Genomic DNA, 18,251 nt, shown 5'->3' with positions numbered 1-18,251 from the left:
ATCGCATCTGACGTCTCCCTGTAACAGTGTGTTGAGAAGGTTGACAGGAGGGGAAAAGGATTTGGACTCTGTAAGCAAGGGTGGCTTCAGGAGGATGCGGTGTTGTTTGTCGCATCAATCACCACTTTGGGTCCGTCGGTGACGCCACCTTTGTCATCCCTGATGAAGGATTGCATTGTCATTTTTTCCCAAACGAAGGTGGTCGATTCGGTTCCGCTTTGATCTCCTTCACTTCCGGAAATTGCACCACCGGACACTCTTACATTTTCGAGCGTGAATTCCATGAGTTTGGCCGGGCGGGCTTGTGCGTCGGTTACTTCCACCCAGACAACGATGACCTTGTTGAGGACGGAACCCTGCACACCGTGCAGTGTCAGGATGGGGGTGATTTCGTCTGCAGGTTTGAAAATACTGAATTCAGAAAAATCTGCCCGTCCCGCTGTTCTTGAACCGGCACCGGAATCGGTTCCGCTCACAGCGTAACCGGAAGATGCGCCCTGAATGGTGATGTATCCATCAGTGAATGCAGGGAGTTCCGATTTTGAAGAGAAGGTTTTGGGCAGTGTGATGCCATCCAGTTTCATGAGTACCTGAATTTCACCAAAACTATGTGAGGTCAGGATGAGGGAGATCAGCAGGCCGAAGCGAAGAACAGCTTTTTTGTTCATACGGAGAATTTTAGAATATTGAGTTGATTCGACAATTGGAATTGTCGCTTTCGATTGAAGTGGAATTTATAGAGTCTATTAGGAAAAGCAATTGCACAGAAGGCTGGATTTTTGAACCGTCAATGGGTGATTTCAGAGCTTGTGGGAATGTTCTCAGTAAATGCGGCCCTCTACACGGGTGTGGCGATGTGGCTTTTCCGGAAATGGGTTGAATGGTCGAGGGTATTGGAAAGCGCCCGGACCGTCAGCCGTGCAAAAAGTTTTGAGTAACCTGATCTTTTGCTTCGTATTGAGGGTGAACATTCTGTCGGACTCGAGCATTGGGAATGATGACGGAAGGTTGCATCGCACCCATGAGTTTACCCCAATTCAGTCGATCTGAGAACGAGTGGTTCCTGAGGGAGGTTTATCCCCACGAGCCAGCACTGAAGGCGTGGTTGAAACACCGCTATCCGTCACTTCAGCAATGGGATGAAATCGTGCAGGAATCGTATTTGAAGGTACTGAAGGTTCACCGAAAATTCCGTCTGAAGGCACCCAAAGCCTACCTTTTTGCGACAGCGAGGAACCTCTGTATTGATGCACTGCGCAGGGAGAAGGTGGTGAAGTTTCATTCGATGAGCTGTGAGGAGATGGACGGACATGGCTTGGCAATGCCGGGCAGAGATGTCCGCTCGGAACTGATTGAACAGGAGGAGTTTGAGATTTTGACAAGTGCCATTCAAACGCTGCCGAAACAGTGTCGTCGGGTAGTGACCTTGCGCAAGGTCTATGGAATGTCCGCAAAGCAGATTGCTTCAGAGTTGAAGCTATCGCACCGAACGGTCGAGAATCAGTTGCTGATCGGGATGAAACGATGTAGGGAGTTTTATGCCTCGTTGGATCGAGGACTTCAGGGGAAACGGGGAGAGCACAAGCGATGAAGCAGGAATACAGCAAGAGGCAAATCAGGGAAGCCATGCGGTGGGTACTGCTGCATGAAGAGGGCTTGTCGGAAGAACAGGAACGCGCGTTCGAAAGGTGGAAGAAGCAGCACCCCAATCACGAGAAGTGTTTTTTCGAACACCAGGTGGATTGGAGCAATCTTGATTCCATGCGCTTCTGGAAGCCTGAACTCAGCTCAGAACCCAATCCGGATTTGTTTGTGTCCCGAAGGGCATTGGGGACAGGGAAATGGCTATGGAGTCCGCTTGTAGCAATCGCGGCCTGTGTGCTGCTCATGTTTGCATGGCATAACCGGAGTCGTGTCGAACCGGAGATTCTGACAACAGACCATGCGAATTGGCAGCATTTTGAGGGTGGGAAAAAGCACTTTCTCAGTGACGGCTCCACGGTTTATTTGAAACAGGGAAGCGATCTGCGAGTGTGGTATGATGCAAAATCCCGTCGATTGGATTTGCGCCATGGGGAGGCGATTTTTGAAGTAGCCCATGATGCGGAGCGTGCGTTTGTGGTGGGAATGCAGCACGCGGAGGTTGTCGCATTGGGAACGGTGTTTTCGGTGAATGCCAGTGACACTTTTTGTGAAGTATATGTGACTGAAGGTCGTGTCGCTTTGAAGGATCGTGCAAGTGTGCACGATGATCCTACAGCATCGGAACCCTGGTTGCCGGAGCTGAAGGCTGGGGAGATGGTCAATTTTCGTGTTGGGGAGAATCGTTCGGCACCGGAGGTTCATCGCTTTTCCACTGCGGAATATCAATCAAAGATGATTTGGAAGGATCAGATCATTGAGATGGTATCGGCGCCACTGTATCAAATCATTGAGGAGTTTAACCGTTTCAACGCGGTGGACATCGTGATTTCTGATCCTGCATTGGGTCAATTGCGCATGTCGGTTACTGTCAGTCCGGATAACCAGCAGGAGTTCCTCGAGTTGCTTGAAATGACCCTGCAAATTGAAGTGGTCGAATCTGCCACAGGCATCGTGCTCCAGCCCAAGTCCTGAGCAATCCTGGGTGGTGTTCAATGGAAGATTTCCCAGCGGGTGAGGTGCGAGTCCAACCCGCGTAGATCGTGCTCCTGCAAAGGACGGGTGTGGTTGGATGCTCCCTTGTCTGCCGAACAAGGTATCTTGCGTGGGCAGAAAATTTTTTGAGTAGTGCGAGGGCTTGGTCCGTGTTGAGTGCGACCCTGCAGTGTTACTGCACGGGTTGCATCTCCCCAATCGCAGTCGATCTGACGGCGGGTTTTTGATCCATCCTTCGCCCCATGGTGTTCACTGAGAGCGGGAAGATGCGGCCCCGAGCAAGCTGCAGGTGTATGCGAACTGAAACTCATGCGAGGTGGATTCATGCGGATGAAACCTCTTCTGAACCCAAAATTGATTGATATGAAAAGACCCCTGTTCTTGTGGAGTTCTACTCGGTCACACACATGGTGGCGCAAAGCCCTGTGCGGTGTATTCCTGATATTTTCCCCGTGCTGGCTGATCGCGGGCGATATCCGTGGTGTCGTGTCAGAAGCAGATACTGGCAATAACTTGAGAAATGCGAGAATTGAGGTTCTGGGCACAGGACGTTCCGTCCTTGCCGGACCCGGTGGGCGGTTTGTGGTGTCGGGGCTTCGCGAAGGTGCCGTGACGTTGCGGGCGTCCTATGCCGGATTGGAATCTGCCGAACTCACGGTACAAGTGCCGAGCGAGGGAAGTGTGGATGCAAATTTTCGGCTGATCAGTGCATTTGCACAGGGCGAAGAGGTCTATGAACTCGAGGCTTTTGAGGTGATCACTGAAGCACGTGGCGGAACGGCGCGCGCGGTCATGGAGCAGAAGGTGGCTCTCAATCCGGTGAAAGTTGTGTCTGCGGACTCGCTCGGGAACATTTCCGAGGGAAATGCGGGTGAGTTTCTCAAGCTGATGCCCGGTGTTTCGCTGGACTATGTGGAAGCGGATGCCCGCGCAGTGCGCATCAGTGGTTTGAACCCGAAGTATGGAAACGTGCTGCTCGAGGGGCTTTTTGTTCCCAGTGCGGGCTCCTCGAATATTGGAACGGGTCGTGTGTTTGAGTTTGAACAACTCTCCATGGACAGTGTGGAACTGGTGCAGTTGACCAAGACGCCTACGCCGGATCAGCCGTCAGCGCTGTCAGGCACAGTCGATCTGGTCACCCAGAGCGCGTTTGATTTTGATGGGGAGGTCATTGACCTGTCGTTCGGGTTTGCAACAAATTCCTACTACACTGACCTTGATGAAACACCGGGTTGGCAGGATCAGGACAGCCGCAAGTGGTATGCGAACTATTCCTTCAAATACTTCAACACGTTCATGGATGGAAAACTGGGTGTAACTCTTGGTACCAGTCACCATGCAACAATTGCTGCTCAGAAGCACATCTGGTTTTGGCACAACGATTACGACGATAATCCCAATAACAATGATACCGAGGTTCCGGGGTATTGGTGGATGTGGTTTCAGGATGGTCCCAAACCCACTGTTCGTGAAAACTACTTTGCGCGTGTGGATTATCGACACAGCGACCAGTTGAGCTTTTTTGCACGCTGGGACTACAGCATCTACGAAGCTCGCTTCTACAATCGAACCTTGAGCCTGCGACCCACCGAATACGATCTGACTTCGGAATATTCGCGGACCCGGCAGACGGTTCTCAGCGGCTCGATTTCCAATGAGTCGAATCAGTTCATGGAAAAACTGGGCGATACGATGATTCTGACGCTGGGTGCCGATTACCAGCGCGATGATTTGAGCATCCGTTTTCGCATCAATCGCGGTATTGCACGAAATTGGTACGAAAGCCTCGAGAATGGTCACTTCACGGACTATCGTGCAGACATCAAAGACATTTCGTGGACATGGACGAGGGATTCGGACGGGGATACGGACTTGCAGTTCACGCAGCTGTCCGGCCCTGATTGGCGCAACCCGGCAAACTATGCGTTTACCGAAAACGCAATGCAGTGGCACGAGCGCAATTCACGGGACAATCAGTCGACGATCCGGTTGGATTTTGCGCACGACTGGACTGACTGGAACCTTTCGCAGGAACTCAAATATGGGGTGATGTACAACACCCGGGATCTTGAAGTTCACCGCTATGGCGGACTGTGGGCGAGTTTCACTGGCGCAGATGGGTTGGTGGGAACTGCTGACGATCCGAATCCGGGGGACTTTGTCGACAGCACATTTCGAATGGACTTTGATACGGGCACCAATCTCGAAGGAATTCGTCCGCTGAGTCCCTGGAAGCTCTACGACCATTACCGCAAACACCCGGGGGATTGGGTGGAAAATGACGAGCGTAATGGGGATCAGCGTCGTCGGAACAACTGGTATTTTGAGGAAGAAATTCTCAGTGCCTATGTGACCGATGTGTTCCATTTTGGTAAGTTTGAGATTGCACCGGGTTTGCGTTGGGAAAGCTCAAAGCCAAAGGGAACGGGCTGGGATGCTGTAAACAACCGTCCCGTTACGGCGAAAGGGGATACGACCGATGTGTTGCTCGGTTACCTGCACGCAAACTACGAACTCAGGGATGATCTGGTGCTGCGCTTTGCCTATCATGATTCCATCACACGAGCAGACATTGCCAACCTGATTCCGGGAATCTCCAATATCAATGAAACCGAACGCGAAATGAATGCGAACAATCCCAACCTGAAGGAAGAGAAGGCACAGACCTACTTTTTCACCGTGGACAAGTTTTTTGAGCCAGTCGGATTGATTTCGGTTTCGGCTTTCCACCGGGTTTGGAAGGATCGTCAGATCAGCGGGGGATCAGAGGTGCTGGGCGCGGATGGATATGGAGGTGATTCCAGTTTTGCGGGATACACGCTCTTTACCCAGACCAATGCGTCCCGCTCGATCTCACTGAACGGACTCGAGATCGATTTCTCGAAGCAGTTTCAAAATGTACCAAAACCGCTCAGCAGTTTCGGTGTGTTTGCCAATTTCACCTACCTTGATTATGAGGATGAGCGCTTCTTCGTGGGAGCACCTGAATACACTGCAAATGGTGGGTTCAACGCGAGCATCGGGCATTTCAGTGCGCGCCTGAATGCCAACTACATCGGTGATATTCTGACCTGGGCAGTTTCGTCCTTTGATGAATCAACCGGAAAGTGGAGTGAAACAGCACAACCGTTGGAATACCAGAAGGAGCGTCTGTTTCTTGACCTGAATCTGGACTACATGATTCGTCCCGGCATTCGCATCTTCCTGGATGCGCGAAATCTCACAAACACTCCTTCCCAATATACCTATCGCGGGGATGCCGACAATTTTGTGCGCATCCTCAAAACCGGAACGATTTGGAAGATCGGCGTGAAAGCGTCCTTCTGATCCCGTTTCCTGTAATTGCGGAATACTCCGCAATATTCGATGCCCGCTCTGTTCGACTGGAGAGAGCGGGCAATTGTGTTTTTCAGTTTGCGGAACCGGGTGGAGCGTTGAGGCAAAATGTCGAAAGCGGGGGCTTCCGTGATGAGCTGGACGCTGTGGCATGGGTGCCGGAAATCCGAACTGCCAGTGGTCGCAGTGGTGAAAGTATAGGGTTGATGGGCATGGGACGGATCCGTTTGTCGGAAGACAGTTGGTTTTTTGAAAGTGATCTGACAGTCCACATCGAAGCAGTATTCGCATTTTTTGAGATATTGGCATGTTCGACTTGCCCAGATTTTTCTGATGGACTCTGTTGACCCCGAACCATGCTGCCGATTCCAACAAAAGGCTCGCTTCGTCGCCTTGTACCGCTTTTGTGGCTGTGCCTTGCATGTTTCGGACTACAGTCGCTCCGAGCCGAGGAATCACGCTTCTGGAACATCCCGGAAGGTCCTGCATCGGATACACTGAATCGATTCGCCCGGGAGGGAAATTTGCAGCTCATGTATTCTGATGCTGCGGTCAGCGGCGTGCAAACCCGTGCAGTGATAGGTTGGTTCGTGTCTGAGCGTGTCTTGGAGTTGATGTTGAGGGATACTCCGCTGGCCATTGTGCAGACGGATCAGAAGCGGATCTTTGCAATCAAGTTGTCCGAATCTAACGTCCGTCTCAAGGATCTCGCTGCACAGCAGGAGTCATCTGAGTCTGAAGATCCGGTCCTCCCTCCAGCTCGCAATTTGTTCGAATGGATCCGGCAGGTTTTGGGGGAAAATGATGAGCGTTCACATCGGGATCCCTGGCAGGAGGAACCTTTTGAACTGTCGCCATTTCTGGTGGACAGTTCGGCACAGGATCAGGGGTATTTTGCTGAGTACACCTTAGCGGGGAGTCGTCTCAACAGCAAAGTGTCGGATTTGGCGGCTTCCATCACGGTGATCACGCGTCAACAGATGAGCGACACCGCCTCGGTCGATCTCAATGATGTGTTTCTCTACGAGGCCAATACGGAGGGCATGTTCAACTATTCCGCCTATTCCATCGACAAAGATGGGGCGGTTCAGGATATCGCGGCAGGTTTTAGCAATGGTCCGACTGCATCGGGTCCGTTCAGTGCAAATCGCATTCGTGGCATCGACCGTGCGGAAACCGCGAGGAACTACTTTCCGAGCATTGATCGCATACCCTTCGACAGCTACAACGCTGCAACTTTTGAGATCAATCGAGGGCCGAATTCCATTCTGTTTGGGCTGGGCAATGCTGCTGGCATTGTTAACCAGTCACTGAGTACTCCGCTGATGGGAGTGAATTCTACTTCATTTCAGCAGCGATGGGGGAGTTGGGGGGCGCAGCGAACGAACTGGAATCTCAACCGAACGCTGTGGCAGGATGTCCTGGCACTCCAGATTGCGGGTGTTCGGGATGAAAAGGGTTTTCAGCGAAAACCGTCCCATGACCGCACAACTCGAAGCTATGCCTCGCTCAATTTTCAACCGGGAAATGGAACTCATGTGATTGGGTTTTATGAAGTTTATCGAAATAAGAATCGACGACCCAATTCGTTTACCCCACGGGATTTGATCACTCCTTGGAAGCAGGCGGGTTCTCCTTCCTGGCATCCGGTGGATCGCACCGTGACTTGGCGTGGAGAAGTCTCAGGTCCGTATGACTCCGATGATGCCCTGCCCGGGGTTCTCTGGAGTGAGAGCAACCGGCCACTGCTTTCCTATGAGCGGGGTGTGTTCCAGTCTTTCACGCAGAGGCGCTTGAGTCATGAGCCAGACGAAGTCGATGGAACTTCCATTTATCGAACGCTGGTCAGTGGCTATATTCAACCCGGCCCCTTGTGGGTGGCAACTGGAGTGACGGACCGGGATCTTTATGACTGGGAACATCTCAATTTGCTCTCGGGAAACACTGGCGAGGATGAAGCGACCCTGTGGGGTGTTGAATTTGATCAGGAAATTTTGGCTGGCTTGTATGTGAATTTTGGCTGGTTTCGAGAGTCGTTTTCTTCGGACAATTCCTACTACCTTGCACAGCAGACGGGTGCTACGCTTCAAGTGGATCCGAATTCGCATCGTCTTGATGGAAGTACCAATCCATTTTTCGGCAAAGCATTCATTGAAATCCGTGAACCTGATGATTTTCACCAGTGGGAAACGAATCACAATTTTAGGGCTGCGGTGGCCTATGCCATGGATTTTGGGGAAATCTCTTCGAAATGGGCCAAATTGGGACGATTGAATTTCATGCTGCTCTGGTCGCAACGGGATGTGGAACAGGGAACCTACCGGTTTCGCCAGATGGTGAATTCGAATAACCGCTGGGTGAATCGTAGCGATCTCTCCACAGGACCGGGCGGTGCCGTGCATCGACGCTTTTACCTTGGGGATTCTGGAGGAAATGTCAGTTTGGGTCCGGGATTGGTTCGCAATGGTGAGCAAAGTTTTTGGCTTGAGAGAGCGATTCCGGTTCCGGGAACTTCGAACCATAGTAAGATCGAAAACTGGTCATGGACTCGAGAGCGTGTGCAGATGACCAATGCATTGCACAGCGTTTCCGGCATCGAGCAACGGCAGATTCGGTCAAAATCATGGGTGTACCAGCACTACGCATGGGATGACCGTCTCGTTGCGACATTTGGCTGGCGACGGGATGAGCATCATGCACGCTCCACTTTACCTCCATCCGTCAATCCTGAAACGGGCTTGCCTGACATCAATGAGATTGGGGAGCAATGGTTCCCTTTTCAAAAGGTATCGAGTGATACCCGCTCTGCGGGTGTTGTGGCAAAGGTTTGGAAGGGGTTGTCAGTTCACGTTAACGAATCGGAGAATTTTCAGCCAGCTGGAGTTCGCTTTAATATTCTGGATGGCAGCACCGTACCACTGCCGACGGGGCACGGAAGGGACTTTGGGGTCAGCTTTGATCTTGGAGCGGGTCGTTTCTATGCGAGAGTCAATGGGTTCGAGATTGAACAGAAGAACACGAGAATCAGCTCGCAACTGTGGCGCATGGGATACTTCGATTTTGAAGCATTTCAGGATTGGGCAAATTTGGTTGCGCAGATGGAAGGACTGGTAGGTGTAGAGGCCGAAGCACGTGTTGCCGGAATTCTCAAGTTTCCAGAGGGGTTTCAGTCGTATTGGAACCGAACGAGCAGTACCTCAGATATTGTTGCGAGCGGATTGGAGTTGAACCTGATTTACAATCCAACTCGCAATTGGACAATCAAGTTCAATCTGGCGCAGCAGCGAACGCGGTATTCCAATGTTTTTCCAGAGTATGAAGCTTGGAAGCAGGCGCGGCTCGAGGTTTGGAAAGCGGCCTACTCTCCCGCACTTCCGGAAGGGTATCAGTATTTCTGGACTTACCCCAATCTCACCGCACGCGATCCAATCCGCCATATCGGAGTCATCGGTGGTGAGGCGACGGCAACACCGGAATCGTGGTTTTACACCAATGTGGATTCGCTGGTGACCCTTTCCAAAGGATTGGAAGACAAGGTGACAAGCGGTCAGCGAGAGTGGCGCTGGAATTTACTGAGTGATTACCGATTTTCCAGTGGAGTGATGAGGAATTGGAGTTTTGGGGGTGGAATTCGATGGGAGGACAAATCAGTCATTGGCTATATGGCGGGCGCAGCTGGCACAGACGGAGTCGTGCGCGAGCTGGATGCAAATCAACCCGTATTTGATGAAGCACAATGGCATGTGGATTTGTGGTGTACTTACCGGAATCGAATTTGGAATGATCGAATACAGCTGACAGTTCAATTTAACGTCAGGGACGCTTTTGAAGCAGGAGGACTACGTCCGGTTGGAGTTAACCCTGATGGAGTATTTCATACCTATCGAATCGTAGATCCGCGTCAGTTTTTCCTCACGGTAGGTCTTGAGTTCTAGCCATTTGGTTCAAGGATTTGTTGGGAGGAGGAAGATAGAGATAAAAGCCTGTCTGGTTGAGCAGATAGAGGCGATCAGGGCCGATTTCATAGAGCTGTGCAGCCAGATCGTGCGGAAAAAAGAAGGATTTCATTCGAAATCGCTCTCCCCCATGCGTCGCCAGAAAGCTGGAAATGTTGGAACTGCACTGGAACGCTTGGGTTCGAGTATTCCAGGGTGAGGATGTGTCTTCTCCTCGAAGGGCTTCGATCATCTCCCTGGCAACCACCGGATCGAGCAAAAATTCAAAAATCTCCATGGAGGCAGTTGGGAGATAATTGCGAAAATGGATGTAGTCCGCTAGGGAAGGAACGGGATTGACCACAAGATCCCTCACTCTGCGAGCAACAACGGGGTAGTCCGGTTTGCCATATCCTCCAGCAGGATCCCAGAAGACGGTTCCCAATGAAGGATCTGAAATCCTGAGCACGGTGTGCGAGCAGAGATTGCTCGAATAGATGATAAACAGGTGCAGGGTCGGGTGGCTTGCATCGTCAGCCAGCAACAACGGGTCAACCGCCGTGCGCGTCCAGAACACAGGCAGGTGTGGGTTTGGGGAATGGCACCCACACAACCCTAGCAACAGAATCATGAGCCAGAACCGCATGTTCACCAACATGACTGAAACACAGCTTTCCATCAAGGCTTACCCCAACTCATACAAGTTCTTCAATAAACACCCAGGCTGATAATTGAGAATTGAATTGATATTGGAGATGGAGTGGGGTAGTTTGGGTGAATGAGAAGCAAACGTAGGCCGAGGGCTGTGATACAGGGGATGGACGGTGTTTATCATCTGATCAGTCGCACAAGTTGTGGGCAGCATTTGTTTGGGGATGAGGAGAAGGAGATGTTTGTGCGCATGATGCGAAAGCAGGCACTGTTTTGTGGTGTGGATGTGTTGGCTTACTGCATGATGAGCAATCATTTCCATATCTTGGTGCGGGTGAGGCATGAGCCGGAAATTCCAGATACTGAATTACTCAGGCGCCATCGCATTCTCTATCGGGGCGAGCGTTTGGGGCCTCGGGCAATCCATCCTGAAAAGCTTGAAAAGCTGTTTGACGATGGAGGAGAGGAGGCGATGGAATGGCGACAGCGTCTATGCCACCGCATGGGTGATGTTTCAGTGTTCATGCGGGAATTGAAGCAACGCTTCGGGATCTGGTACAACCATCGGCATGACAATCGAGGCAGCATTTGGTCTGACCGATTCAAGAGTCTGATTGTGGAACCCAGTCGGGAAGCAATGAGCACGCTGGCAGCGTATATTGATCTGAACCCGGTAAGGGCAAAACTGGTGGAAGATCCCGCTGAGTATCGATTTTGCAGCTACGGTGCTGCGATGGGTGGGCAGAAAGAAGCGCGGGCAGGCTATACATGGATTTATTTTGGAAAGCCATGGAAGACTGCCATTCGTTCCTATCGTATCTGTTTGTATGGCAAGGGTTACCGAAGTAAGGGCAGTTTGGGTAAAGATCGGGGACGCTTGAGTGAAGAGAAGGTGGAGTCGGTACTGGCTGGTGAGGGAAAACTGGAAATGACAGAAGTACTGCGCTGTCGGGTGCGGTATTTTTCGGATGGAATGGCTCTCGGTAGCGCGGCGTATCTGAAGGAGCTGCAGGAGTGCCATCGGGACTGGTTTGGAGCAAACCGCAAAACATGTGCTGCACGGATGCGGGGAGCAGACTGGGGAGAGCTGCGTGTCATGCGCAATCTGCAATTGAGACCCTTTGGATGATTCCAGACAAAAATCGGTAGAGGTGTGGATTGTAAATAGTCGGAATTCGTGCAGCATGCTTCAGGAACCTGCTGCCTGGTGGATTTCTACTTTCGATTCATGTCAATCCCTTCCAGAACGATGAATTCGCTTACCAATCTCTTCTGTCTCTGCATTCTGTTTATGGTGAATGGGATGCACGCTCGTCCATTCCTGACGAGTGCACATCAGGTCGATGATGCAACTTTTCCACATTGGATCGCTCCGCCCGAAGCGGATGAACCGGGTCTCTATTTGTTTCGTAAGACATTCGAAGTGAAGAACATTCCGGATTCATTTGTCATCCACATTTCTGCGGACCCACGTTATCGACTGTGGGTCAATGGAGAGTGGGTGACCTTTGGGCCTGCGGCTGGTCATTTTTATCATTGGAACTACGAGACTCTCGACATCCAACCTTTCCTGAAAACGGGAACCAACATCATCGCAGTTGAAGTTCGTCAAGCGGCTGCGTTGAACGGACCGAGAGAGATCACGTTTTGGACAGGTATGATTCTGTCCGGTCCGGATATTCAGGGTGCACGCCTTCAGAGTGATGCGAGTTGGAAGGTTCTTCAAAGTCCTGGGTGGAAACCACTCGAAATGACAGCGACAAATTCCGTGAGAGGTTATATCGCTGGAGGAACCGAGTCCTGGGATGCGGGACAGCATCCTGCGGATTGGCTGCAGGCAGATTTTGACGACAGCGACTGGCCAAATGCGGTTGTGAAGAACAAGGGCAGTCACCTTGGACTCAATACGTGGAAAGTATTCAACTACCGGCTGTTGCAGGAGCGCCCCATTCCCTTGATTGAAACCCGGATTTTGTCGTTAAATGACTTTCGAAGAAGCTCGCAGGATGGGCAACCCACTACGACCCCAAAAGATTGGCCAGTCGACATTCCTGCAAACTGTCGAGTCACTTTACTGCTCGACAATGGAGTGGTCGACAACGGTTTTCCGATGCTGGAGGTGAGTGGCGGGGCTGGAGCCGAGATCACGGTGAAGTATCAGGAAGCACTCGTGGATGCGGCGGGCAGAAAAGGAAACCGCAACCAAATCGAAGGGAAGTCCATGCGTGGAATATTCGACCAGTTTTATCCTGATGGATCGGAAAATCATTTGTTCGAACCCTTCTGGATGCGATCCTTTCGCTATGTAGAACTCGATATCAAAACCCGTGACGAACCCCTGCTTTTCGAACGCTTCGACTACCGGCAGGTTCGCTATCCCTTCGACAAACAAGGTACGTTTTCAAGCAAGTCGGATCTGCGTATCGAACCGATTCTGGATGCGTCTTGGAGAACGCTAGAATTGTGCGCGCTCGAGACCTACATGGACTGCCCCTACTACGAACAGCTTCAGTACATCGGTGATACCCGCATTCAATCGCTGGTATCCCTCTGCCTGACCGGCGATGACCGCCTGATGCGCAATGCCATCGATCAATTTCACGACTCACTGCAGCCCATGGGATTGATTCGCAGCGCGTTTCCCATCAGCGGAATGGCGGCACAAATCATCCCGCCCTTTTCGCTGGTCTTCGTGAGCATGGTCCACGATCACTTTCTTTATAAGAATGATGCTGACCTGGTTCGAGAAAACCTGCCCGCGATCCGATACATTCTTTCCTGGTTTACCGAGCGCATTCAGCAAGATGGGCTATTGGGACCCCTGCCATACTGGAATCACACGGATGGTGGTGCTTCAGGGTTTTTTAATGGATCTCCACCCGGCTCTGAAGAAGGTGGATCGGTGCAGCTGTCGCTGATGTTGGCGATTGCTCTCGATCAGACGGCGCAGATGTTGGAGAGCCAGGGGGAATTGCATGCCGCTGAAAACTATGAGACGCTTTCGAGGCGGCTGAAACAGGCAGTGATATCGCTGGCATGGAGTGATGCGAGGAAGCAATTTGCAGAAACGGCAGAACAGAAGGTTTTCAGTCAGCACACCAACGCACTGGCCCTGCTTGCGGGAGTGGTTCCGGCGGAAGAGAGATCCAGCTTTGCCGAACGCATTGCGAGCGACGCAACGTTGATTCAAGCCACCCTCTATTTCCAGTTCTATGTCTTCGAAGCTTATCGGCAGGCAGGACGTGCAGATCTCATTGTTGCGCAACTCGACCGGTGGATGCAGTTTTTGGAGATGGGACTCACCACTTTTCCGGAGCACCATATCGAGAGTCGCTCCGATGTGCATGCCTGGGCGGCCCACCCGCTCTATCATCTACCCGTGTCGGTAGCGGGCGTGCGTCCCGGAACTCCGGGGTTTCAGACGGTCCATTTGAAACCGCGACCGGGTACGCTTGAAGACCTGAGCACGACCGTGGTCCTTCCCCAAGGGCAGTTAACCCTGCAAATGCAATATCTGCCTGAGCAAAACCAATGGAACATGATGCTACGGATTCCAGAAGAAGTTGACGCTTTGTTGGAGTGGAACGGAAAAACCATCGCAATCAACGAGTCGCAAAGCTCGCTGCTGCTTGAAGGCCTACGGGAACGCCCCTGATCGGGTCAACGCTGAGTGACATAACTCTGGACAGTGCTGAAGCTTGTGCATAGGTTCAGCGCATTCTTTTCAGCCCATGAATTCGATCCAAATTCTCCTCGGTAATCCACTTTTTGCGTTGTTTCTGATCATCGGAGTGGGCCTGTTTTTGGGTTCGCTCAAGGTTAAGGGGCTCAGCCTTGGCAGCTCGGGAGTGCTCTTTTCTGCCCTGCTTGCGGGACACTTTGGGGTGGTGTTGCCCGACGTGGTGGGAACCATCGGGCTGGTACTGTTTGTCTACTGCGTGGGCATATCTGCTGGAGGCCGGTTCTTTGGAGCACTCGCGCGCGAGGGAGCCACACTTGCGAAACTTGGCGTCATGATCGTCGGACTCGGTGCCCTTATTGCGTGGGCCTGCCACACGTGGATGAAGATTCCGGCGGACCTCACGGTTGGCATCTTTGCGGGGGCGTTGACCAGCACCCCAGCCCTTGCGGCGGCAACCGAAGGGCTGGCTGATGCCGGGTCGAACGTGGTGATCGGATATGGTATAGCCTATCCCTTTGGTGTGATTGGAGTGGTATTATTCGTACAGTTGATGCCTCGAATCCTTCGACAGGATTTGGATCGTGAAGCCGACGCATACAAAGTGGCAAATGACCTGTATCATTCGGTTCAGACAGGCCTGGTGGAAGTCAAGAACACGGCATTGCTTGGGAAACGCATCTCTGAGGTGCTGGAGTCCTCGTTGGGAGCCGTGCAAATTTCCCGCCGTCTGGAAGGAGATCGATTGGTTCCTCTGAAATATGACGACCAATTCGAATCGGGTCAGCATCTCTTCATCGTGGGACGCCAGCGAGATATGGAACTGGCGGTGGCCTTGATTGGTGAAAAGAGTGAACGACCCTTTATCAAAGACGTGGAAAAACAGCAGCGGCGCTTGGTTGTTACCGATCCCTCCATCGTGGGATTGACGATGGCGCAGCTGCAGCCGTTGCGCAAACACGGGGTTTTGATCAGCCGCGTAACCCGTCTTGATGTTACCTTCGTTCCGAGTGCGGATACACGTGTGGAACGTCGCGACATTTTTACGGTTGTGGGGAACCCGGATGAACTGGATCGCTTCGCCAAGGCGATTGGGCATCGCTCCGAAGCCTTTGATGAAACGGATCTATTGAGCCTGTCGCTGGGAATTTCACTGGGGGTGGTTGCGGGCATGATTCCCCTTGCGCTTCCGGGCAGTCAGGGCATCACCCTGGGCATGGCGGGAGGACCGCTGTTTGTGGCACTGTTGCTTGGGCACTTCGGAAAAGTGGGCCGATTGGTAGGTCACATTCCACGACCGACGCGGCAACTGCTGCAGGAACTGGGACTGGTGTTTTTCCTGGCAAATGCGGGAGTAAAAGGCGGTGCGGCGATGGTCGATACCTTGGTGGATCATGGTCCCGTGCTGTTTCTCGCAGGTGTGCTGATCACGTTGCTTCCGATGGTGGTCACCTATCTGCTTGCGGGTAAGCTGTTTGGATTAAACAATTTGCAGGCACTCGGTGGTATTTGTGGTGGCATGACCTCCACACCTGCGCTGGGTGCGCTCACTGCACGAACTGACTCCCAGTTGCCTGTCGTCAGTTATGCGACTGCCTATCCGGTTGCGCTCATCGTGATGACAGTGATCGCAAAACTCCTGATCTCAATCCTGGGCTAGCTCGAACGGCAGTCATGGGGAAAGGTTGTGGGTGGATCGTGAGACGCCTGTTCTGAAATTCCCTCTTAGCATGAAACCCAATCCCAGCCGGAGTGCTCCCCTGAGTGTGAATCCACAACTGAACACTCAACCGAAGCTTTCGGTGATACTCCCCTGTGCTGGAGAAGGACGGCGACTCGGTGCAAGTGGGCCGAAAGAATTGCATGAAGCTGAGCCTGGCATTCCGCTGATCCAGTATTCGCTGGATCTGTTGATGCAGACGCCACCGGAGTTAGCCGCCAAAACTCAAGTAGTGGTCGTGATCCGAAGCGGCAAGGAATCCGTAGTTTCGCGGGTAATAGAGCAACTCGAAGGGACGGTGATGCGGGTTGTGGCGGTTTCGTTTGATCCAGAACTTCACGAGTGGCCCGGATCGATCCATTCGGCGAGGGAGCATTTTTCTGAAAGCAACGTAGTGCTCTTGCCTGACAGTTTTTTGGTGCTGTCCTCTCTGGACCGCAGCGCGTGGCTGCGGAGAGGCGTCCGCGTTACTTTACTGGAAGGAATGATTGAAGCATTGTCCTACCATTCCCTCGTATTTGGGGTGAAACGCAGCCATGATGAAGCGGAGCTTCGACAATTCGGTGCGCTGATGTTGGATGAAGACGCTAGGGTTAGTGGACTGCAGGATAAGCCGACGGATGTGCGTGCGTTTAACGCGATCTGGTGTTGCCTTGGATTTCAGCGGAGTATTGCAGGAGAACTGCACCCGATGCTCATGCAGAGCTTAACATCGAGATTGCATGAGAACATGTGTGGTCACAGTGCTTGTTTTCCGGCAGGAAGTATCGACGTGCAGGAGTATTTTGATTTGGGAACCCCTGAACGCATCGAACGGTTTCTGGACTACCGAAGTACGACTGCCTGAACAGGCTTATGCGCTTTCAGATTTGAGCAGGATTTGAAGCTGCTCGACAAAGTGCTGGCGCTGGGTGTCATTCCGTAGTGTGGCGCGCTCCATAAGGGCTTGAAGATCGGTTGCAATGCGGGAGCTAACCTGTTTCCACGATTCTGAATCGAGCCATTTTTTACAGAATCGAATACGGTTTTTCTGGAAGTAATACGTCGAATAAAGCGGTTTTTTGTGACAGGTTTGCCCGATTCCGTGTGCGATTATGGCCTCTTCGCAACGGGCCATCCGGATTCCCTGCTGGTGGGCGCGAAAGCAAAGATCCACATCCTCCCAGTACATGACATACGATTCATCGGTGCCACCAAGTTGCTCAAACGCCTCGCGTGTCATCCACATGGCGGTCCCGGGAATGTATTCATCGTGCTGGAGCAGGGGTGACAGTCCCAGGGTCCGGCAGTGGTGTAACGTTCCATCCGTGCGTTCAAATCGGGCTGCAAGCGAGTCGATACGCTCAGGATCGTTGCGAAACAGCAAGCGAGGCGCGATCAAGTGGCTTCGGTGTTTTCTCGCGCTTGCTGCGCACGCTTCTGCACATCCGGGGTGGGGTTGGGTATCATTGGTCAGAAAAAGAAAATCCCGGCAATTCGGGTGCATCGTGAGAAAACGCCGAATACCCTGAGTGAAGCCACCGGCAAAACCGAGGTTGTGCTCCAGTCGGATGCAATTGACCGCCGGAAACCGTTCCTGGAGCATTGCTTGCAACGGTTGGGAGGAGCCATTGTCGATCACGCTGATCTGTTCTGGGTGATAGCCAGCATCCAGCGTGGCCTGCACGCAGCGCTGACTGAGTTCCAGTTTGTTGAAACAGAGGATGAGAATGGTGACCATGGCGCGAGACGAATGGCTAGGCCACGTGCAAATGATCTGCAACTTCCCCTATGTGTTGGCAGGTGAAGCAACGTCCTTCGGGTGCCGAAAAGGATTCAACGCGCTCGTGGACCCAATCCACATGGTAGGGGACATGAAAGGCAATCGCGCCGATCTCCAGTGTGGGAAGGATGTCGGATTTCAGCGAGTTGCCGACCATGGCGAATTCGTGAGGTTGTACATCGAGATGGGCTAACAGGTGTTGATAGGCGGCGGCGTTTTTTTCGCTCATGACCTCAATGTGATGAAAGAAGTGGGAGATTCCCGACCGTTGCAGCTTGCGCTCCTGGTCGAGCAAATCGCCCTTGGTGGCCAGAATCAGGCGGTAATGAGGAGTCAAGCGATTGAGTGTAGTTTCGACCTCGGGCAGTAGCTCAACAGGATACTGCAGCATGGATTTTCCGATCTGGATGATCTGTTCGATTTGCCGGGCGCTGACGCGGTATTGGCTGATGCGCATGGCCGTTTCGATCAGGGAAAGTGTGAAACCTTTGATCCCGTATCCGAAAAGTGGAAGATTCTGAATTTCCGTCT

The 18,251-nt window shown here is 52.3% G+C and carries 12 protein-coding genes; 8 read left to right on the top strand and 4 right to left on the bottom strand.

Going from position 1 to position 18,251, the window contains the following annotated elements; all coding sequences use genetic code 11:
* Positions 1-86 precede the first annotated feature (86 nt).
* Entirely contained in the window at positions 87-668 is a 582-nt protein-coding gene (locus ABQ298_07280; protein ID MEQ9824169.1) for a type VI secretion system tube protein Hcp, read from the bottom strand.
* Positions 669-1,021: 353 nt separating this feature from the next.
* On the opposite strand from ABQ298_07280, the gene ABQ298_07275 reads away from it, so the two are divergent.
* From ABQ298_07275 to ABQ298_07260, 4 genes are all read left to right on the top strand, one after another.
* The gene (locus ABQ298_07275; GenBank protein ID MEQ9824168.1) at positions 1,022-1,591 is read left to right on the top strand and encodes a sigma-70 family RNA polymerase sigma factor; all 570 of its coding nucleotides are present in this window, start codon (positions 1,022-1,024) and stop codon (positions 1,589-1,591) included.
* Positions 1,592-1,626: 35 nt separating this feature from the next.
* Positions 1,627-2,616, top strand: coding sequence for a FecR domain-containing protein (locus ABQ298_07270; protein MEQ9824167.1), 990 nt, complete (start codon positions 1,627-1,629; stop codon positions 2,614-2,616).
* 507 nt (positions 2,617-3,123) lie between these two features.
* Positions 3,124-5,964: a TonB-dependent receptor gene (locus tag ABQ298_07265; protein MEQ9824166.1), complete on the top strand. Its 2,841-nt coding sequence runs from the start codon at positions 3,124-3,126 to the stop codon at positions 5,962-5,964.
* 365 nt (positions 5,965-6,329) lie between these two features.
* Positions 6,330-9,908, top strand: a complete 3,579-nt coding sequence (locus tag ABQ298_07260; GenBank protein MEQ9824165.1) for a hypothetical protein — start codon at positions 6,330-6,332, stop codon at positions 9,906-9,908.
* On the opposite strand, the gene ABQ298_07255 is transcribed toward ABQ298_07260, so the two are convergent.
* The gene (locus ABQ298_07255; protein ID MEQ9824164.1) at positions 9,886-10,539 is read right to left on the bottom strand and encodes a hypothetical protein; all 654 of its coding nucleotides are present in this window, start codon (positions 10,537-10,539) and stop codon (positions 9,886-9,888) included. The genes ABQ298_07260 and ABQ298_07255 overlap by 23 nt on opposite strands.
* A gap of 186 nt (positions 10,540-10,725) precedes the next feature.
* On the opposite strand from ABQ298_07255, the gene ABQ298_07250 reads away from it, so the two are divergent.
* The 4 genes from ABQ298_07250 to ABQ298_07235 all read left to right on the top strand — a co-directional run bounded on the left by ABQ298_07250 (position 10,726) and on the right by ABQ298_07235 (position 16,805).
* Positions 10,726-11,688 carry a transposase gene (locus ABQ298_07250; GenBank protein MEQ9824163.1) on the top strand — a complete coding sequence of 321 codons (963 nt, stop codon included), beginning with the start codon at positions 10,726-10,728 and terminating at the stop codon, positions 11,686-11,688.
* Between the two features lie 120 nt (positions 11,689-11,808).
* Positions 11,809-14,214 carry a family 78 glycoside hydrolase catalytic domain gene (locus ABQ298_07245; protein MEQ9824162.1) on the top strand — a complete coding sequence of 802 codons (2,406 nt, stop codon included), beginning with the start codon at positions 11,809-11,811 and terminating at the stop codon, positions 14,212-14,214.
* A gap of 76 nt (positions 14,215-14,290) precedes the next feature.
* Complete coding sequence (locus ABQ298_07240; protein MEQ9824161.1) at positions 14,291-15,898, top strand: TrkA C-terminal domain-containing protein; 1,608 nt, start codon at positions 14,291-14,293, stop codon at positions 15,896-15,898.
* Positions 15,899-15,968: 70 nt separating this feature from the next.
* Positions 15,969-16,805 (top strand): hypothetical protein, encoded by an 837-nt coding sequence (locus ABQ298_07235; protein ID MEQ9824160.1) that lies wholly within the window; start codon positions 15,969-15,971, stop codon positions 16,803-16,805.
* Between the two features lie 6 nt (positions 16,806-16,811).
* Here the strand turns inward: ABQ298_07235 and ABQ298_07230 are convergent, their stop codons facing one another.
* Positions 16,812-17,678: a glycosyltransferase family 2 protein gene (locus ABQ298_07230; protein ID MEQ9824159.1), complete on the bottom strand. Its 867-nt coding sequence runs from the start codon at positions 17,676-17,678 to the stop codon at positions 16,812-16,814.
* Positions 17,679-17,694: 16 nt separating this feature from the next.
* A partial coding sequence (locus tag ABQ298_07225) for an HAD family hydrolase (GenBank protein ID MEQ9824158.1) occupies positions 17,695-18,251 on the bottom strand: 557 nt, incomplete at its 5' end.

Source organism: Puniceicoccaceae bacterium, assembly GCA_040224245.1.
Classification (GTDB): domain Bacteria; phylum Verrucomicrobiota; class Verrucomicrobiia; order Opitutales; family JAFGAQ01; genus JAKSBQ01.
Note: the sequence above shows the minus strand (reverse complement) of the source record. Positions and strands in the feature narration are given on the sequence as shown.

Coding starts and splice junctions, on each gene's coding strand:
- ABQ298_07245 (MEQ9824162.1), top strand. CDS start 11,809: ATGAATTCGCTTACCAATCTCTTCTGTCTCTGCATTCTGTTTATGGTG.
- ABQ298_07250 (MEQ9824163.1), top strand. CDS start 10,726: ATGGACGGTGTTTATCATCTGATCAGTCGCACAAGTTGTGGGCAGCAT.
- ABQ298_07235 (MEQ9824160.1), top strand. CDS start 15,969: ATGAAACCCAATCCCAGCCGGAGTGCTCCCCTGAGTGTGAATCCACAA.
- ABQ298_07275 (MEQ9824168.1), top strand. CDS start 1,022: ATGAGTTTACCCCAATTCAGTCGATCTGAGAACGAGTGGTTCCTGAGG.
- ABQ298_07255 (MEQ9824164.1), bottom strand. CDS start 10,539: ATGATTCTGTTGCTAGGGTTGTGTGGGTGCCATTCCCCAAACCCACAC.
- ABQ298_07280 (MEQ9824169.1), bottom strand. CDS start 668: ATGAACAAAAAAGCTGTTCTTCGCTTCGGCCTGCTGATCTCCCTCATC.
- ABQ298_07240 (MEQ9824161.1), top strand. CDS start 14,291: ATGAATTCGATCCAAATTCTCCTCGGTAATCCACTTTTTGCGTTGTTT.
- ABQ298_07230 (MEQ9824159.1), bottom strand. CDS start 17,678: ATGGTCACCATTCTCATCCTCTGTTTCAACAAACTGGAACTCAGTCAG.
- ABQ298_07270 (MEQ9824167.1), top strand. CDS start 1,627: ATGCGGTGGGTACTGCTGCATGAAGAGGGCTTGTCGGAAGAACAGGAA.
- ABQ298_07260 (MEQ9824165.1), top strand. CDS start 6,330: ATGCTGCCGATTCCAACAAAAGGCTCGCTTCGTCGCCTTGTACCGCTT.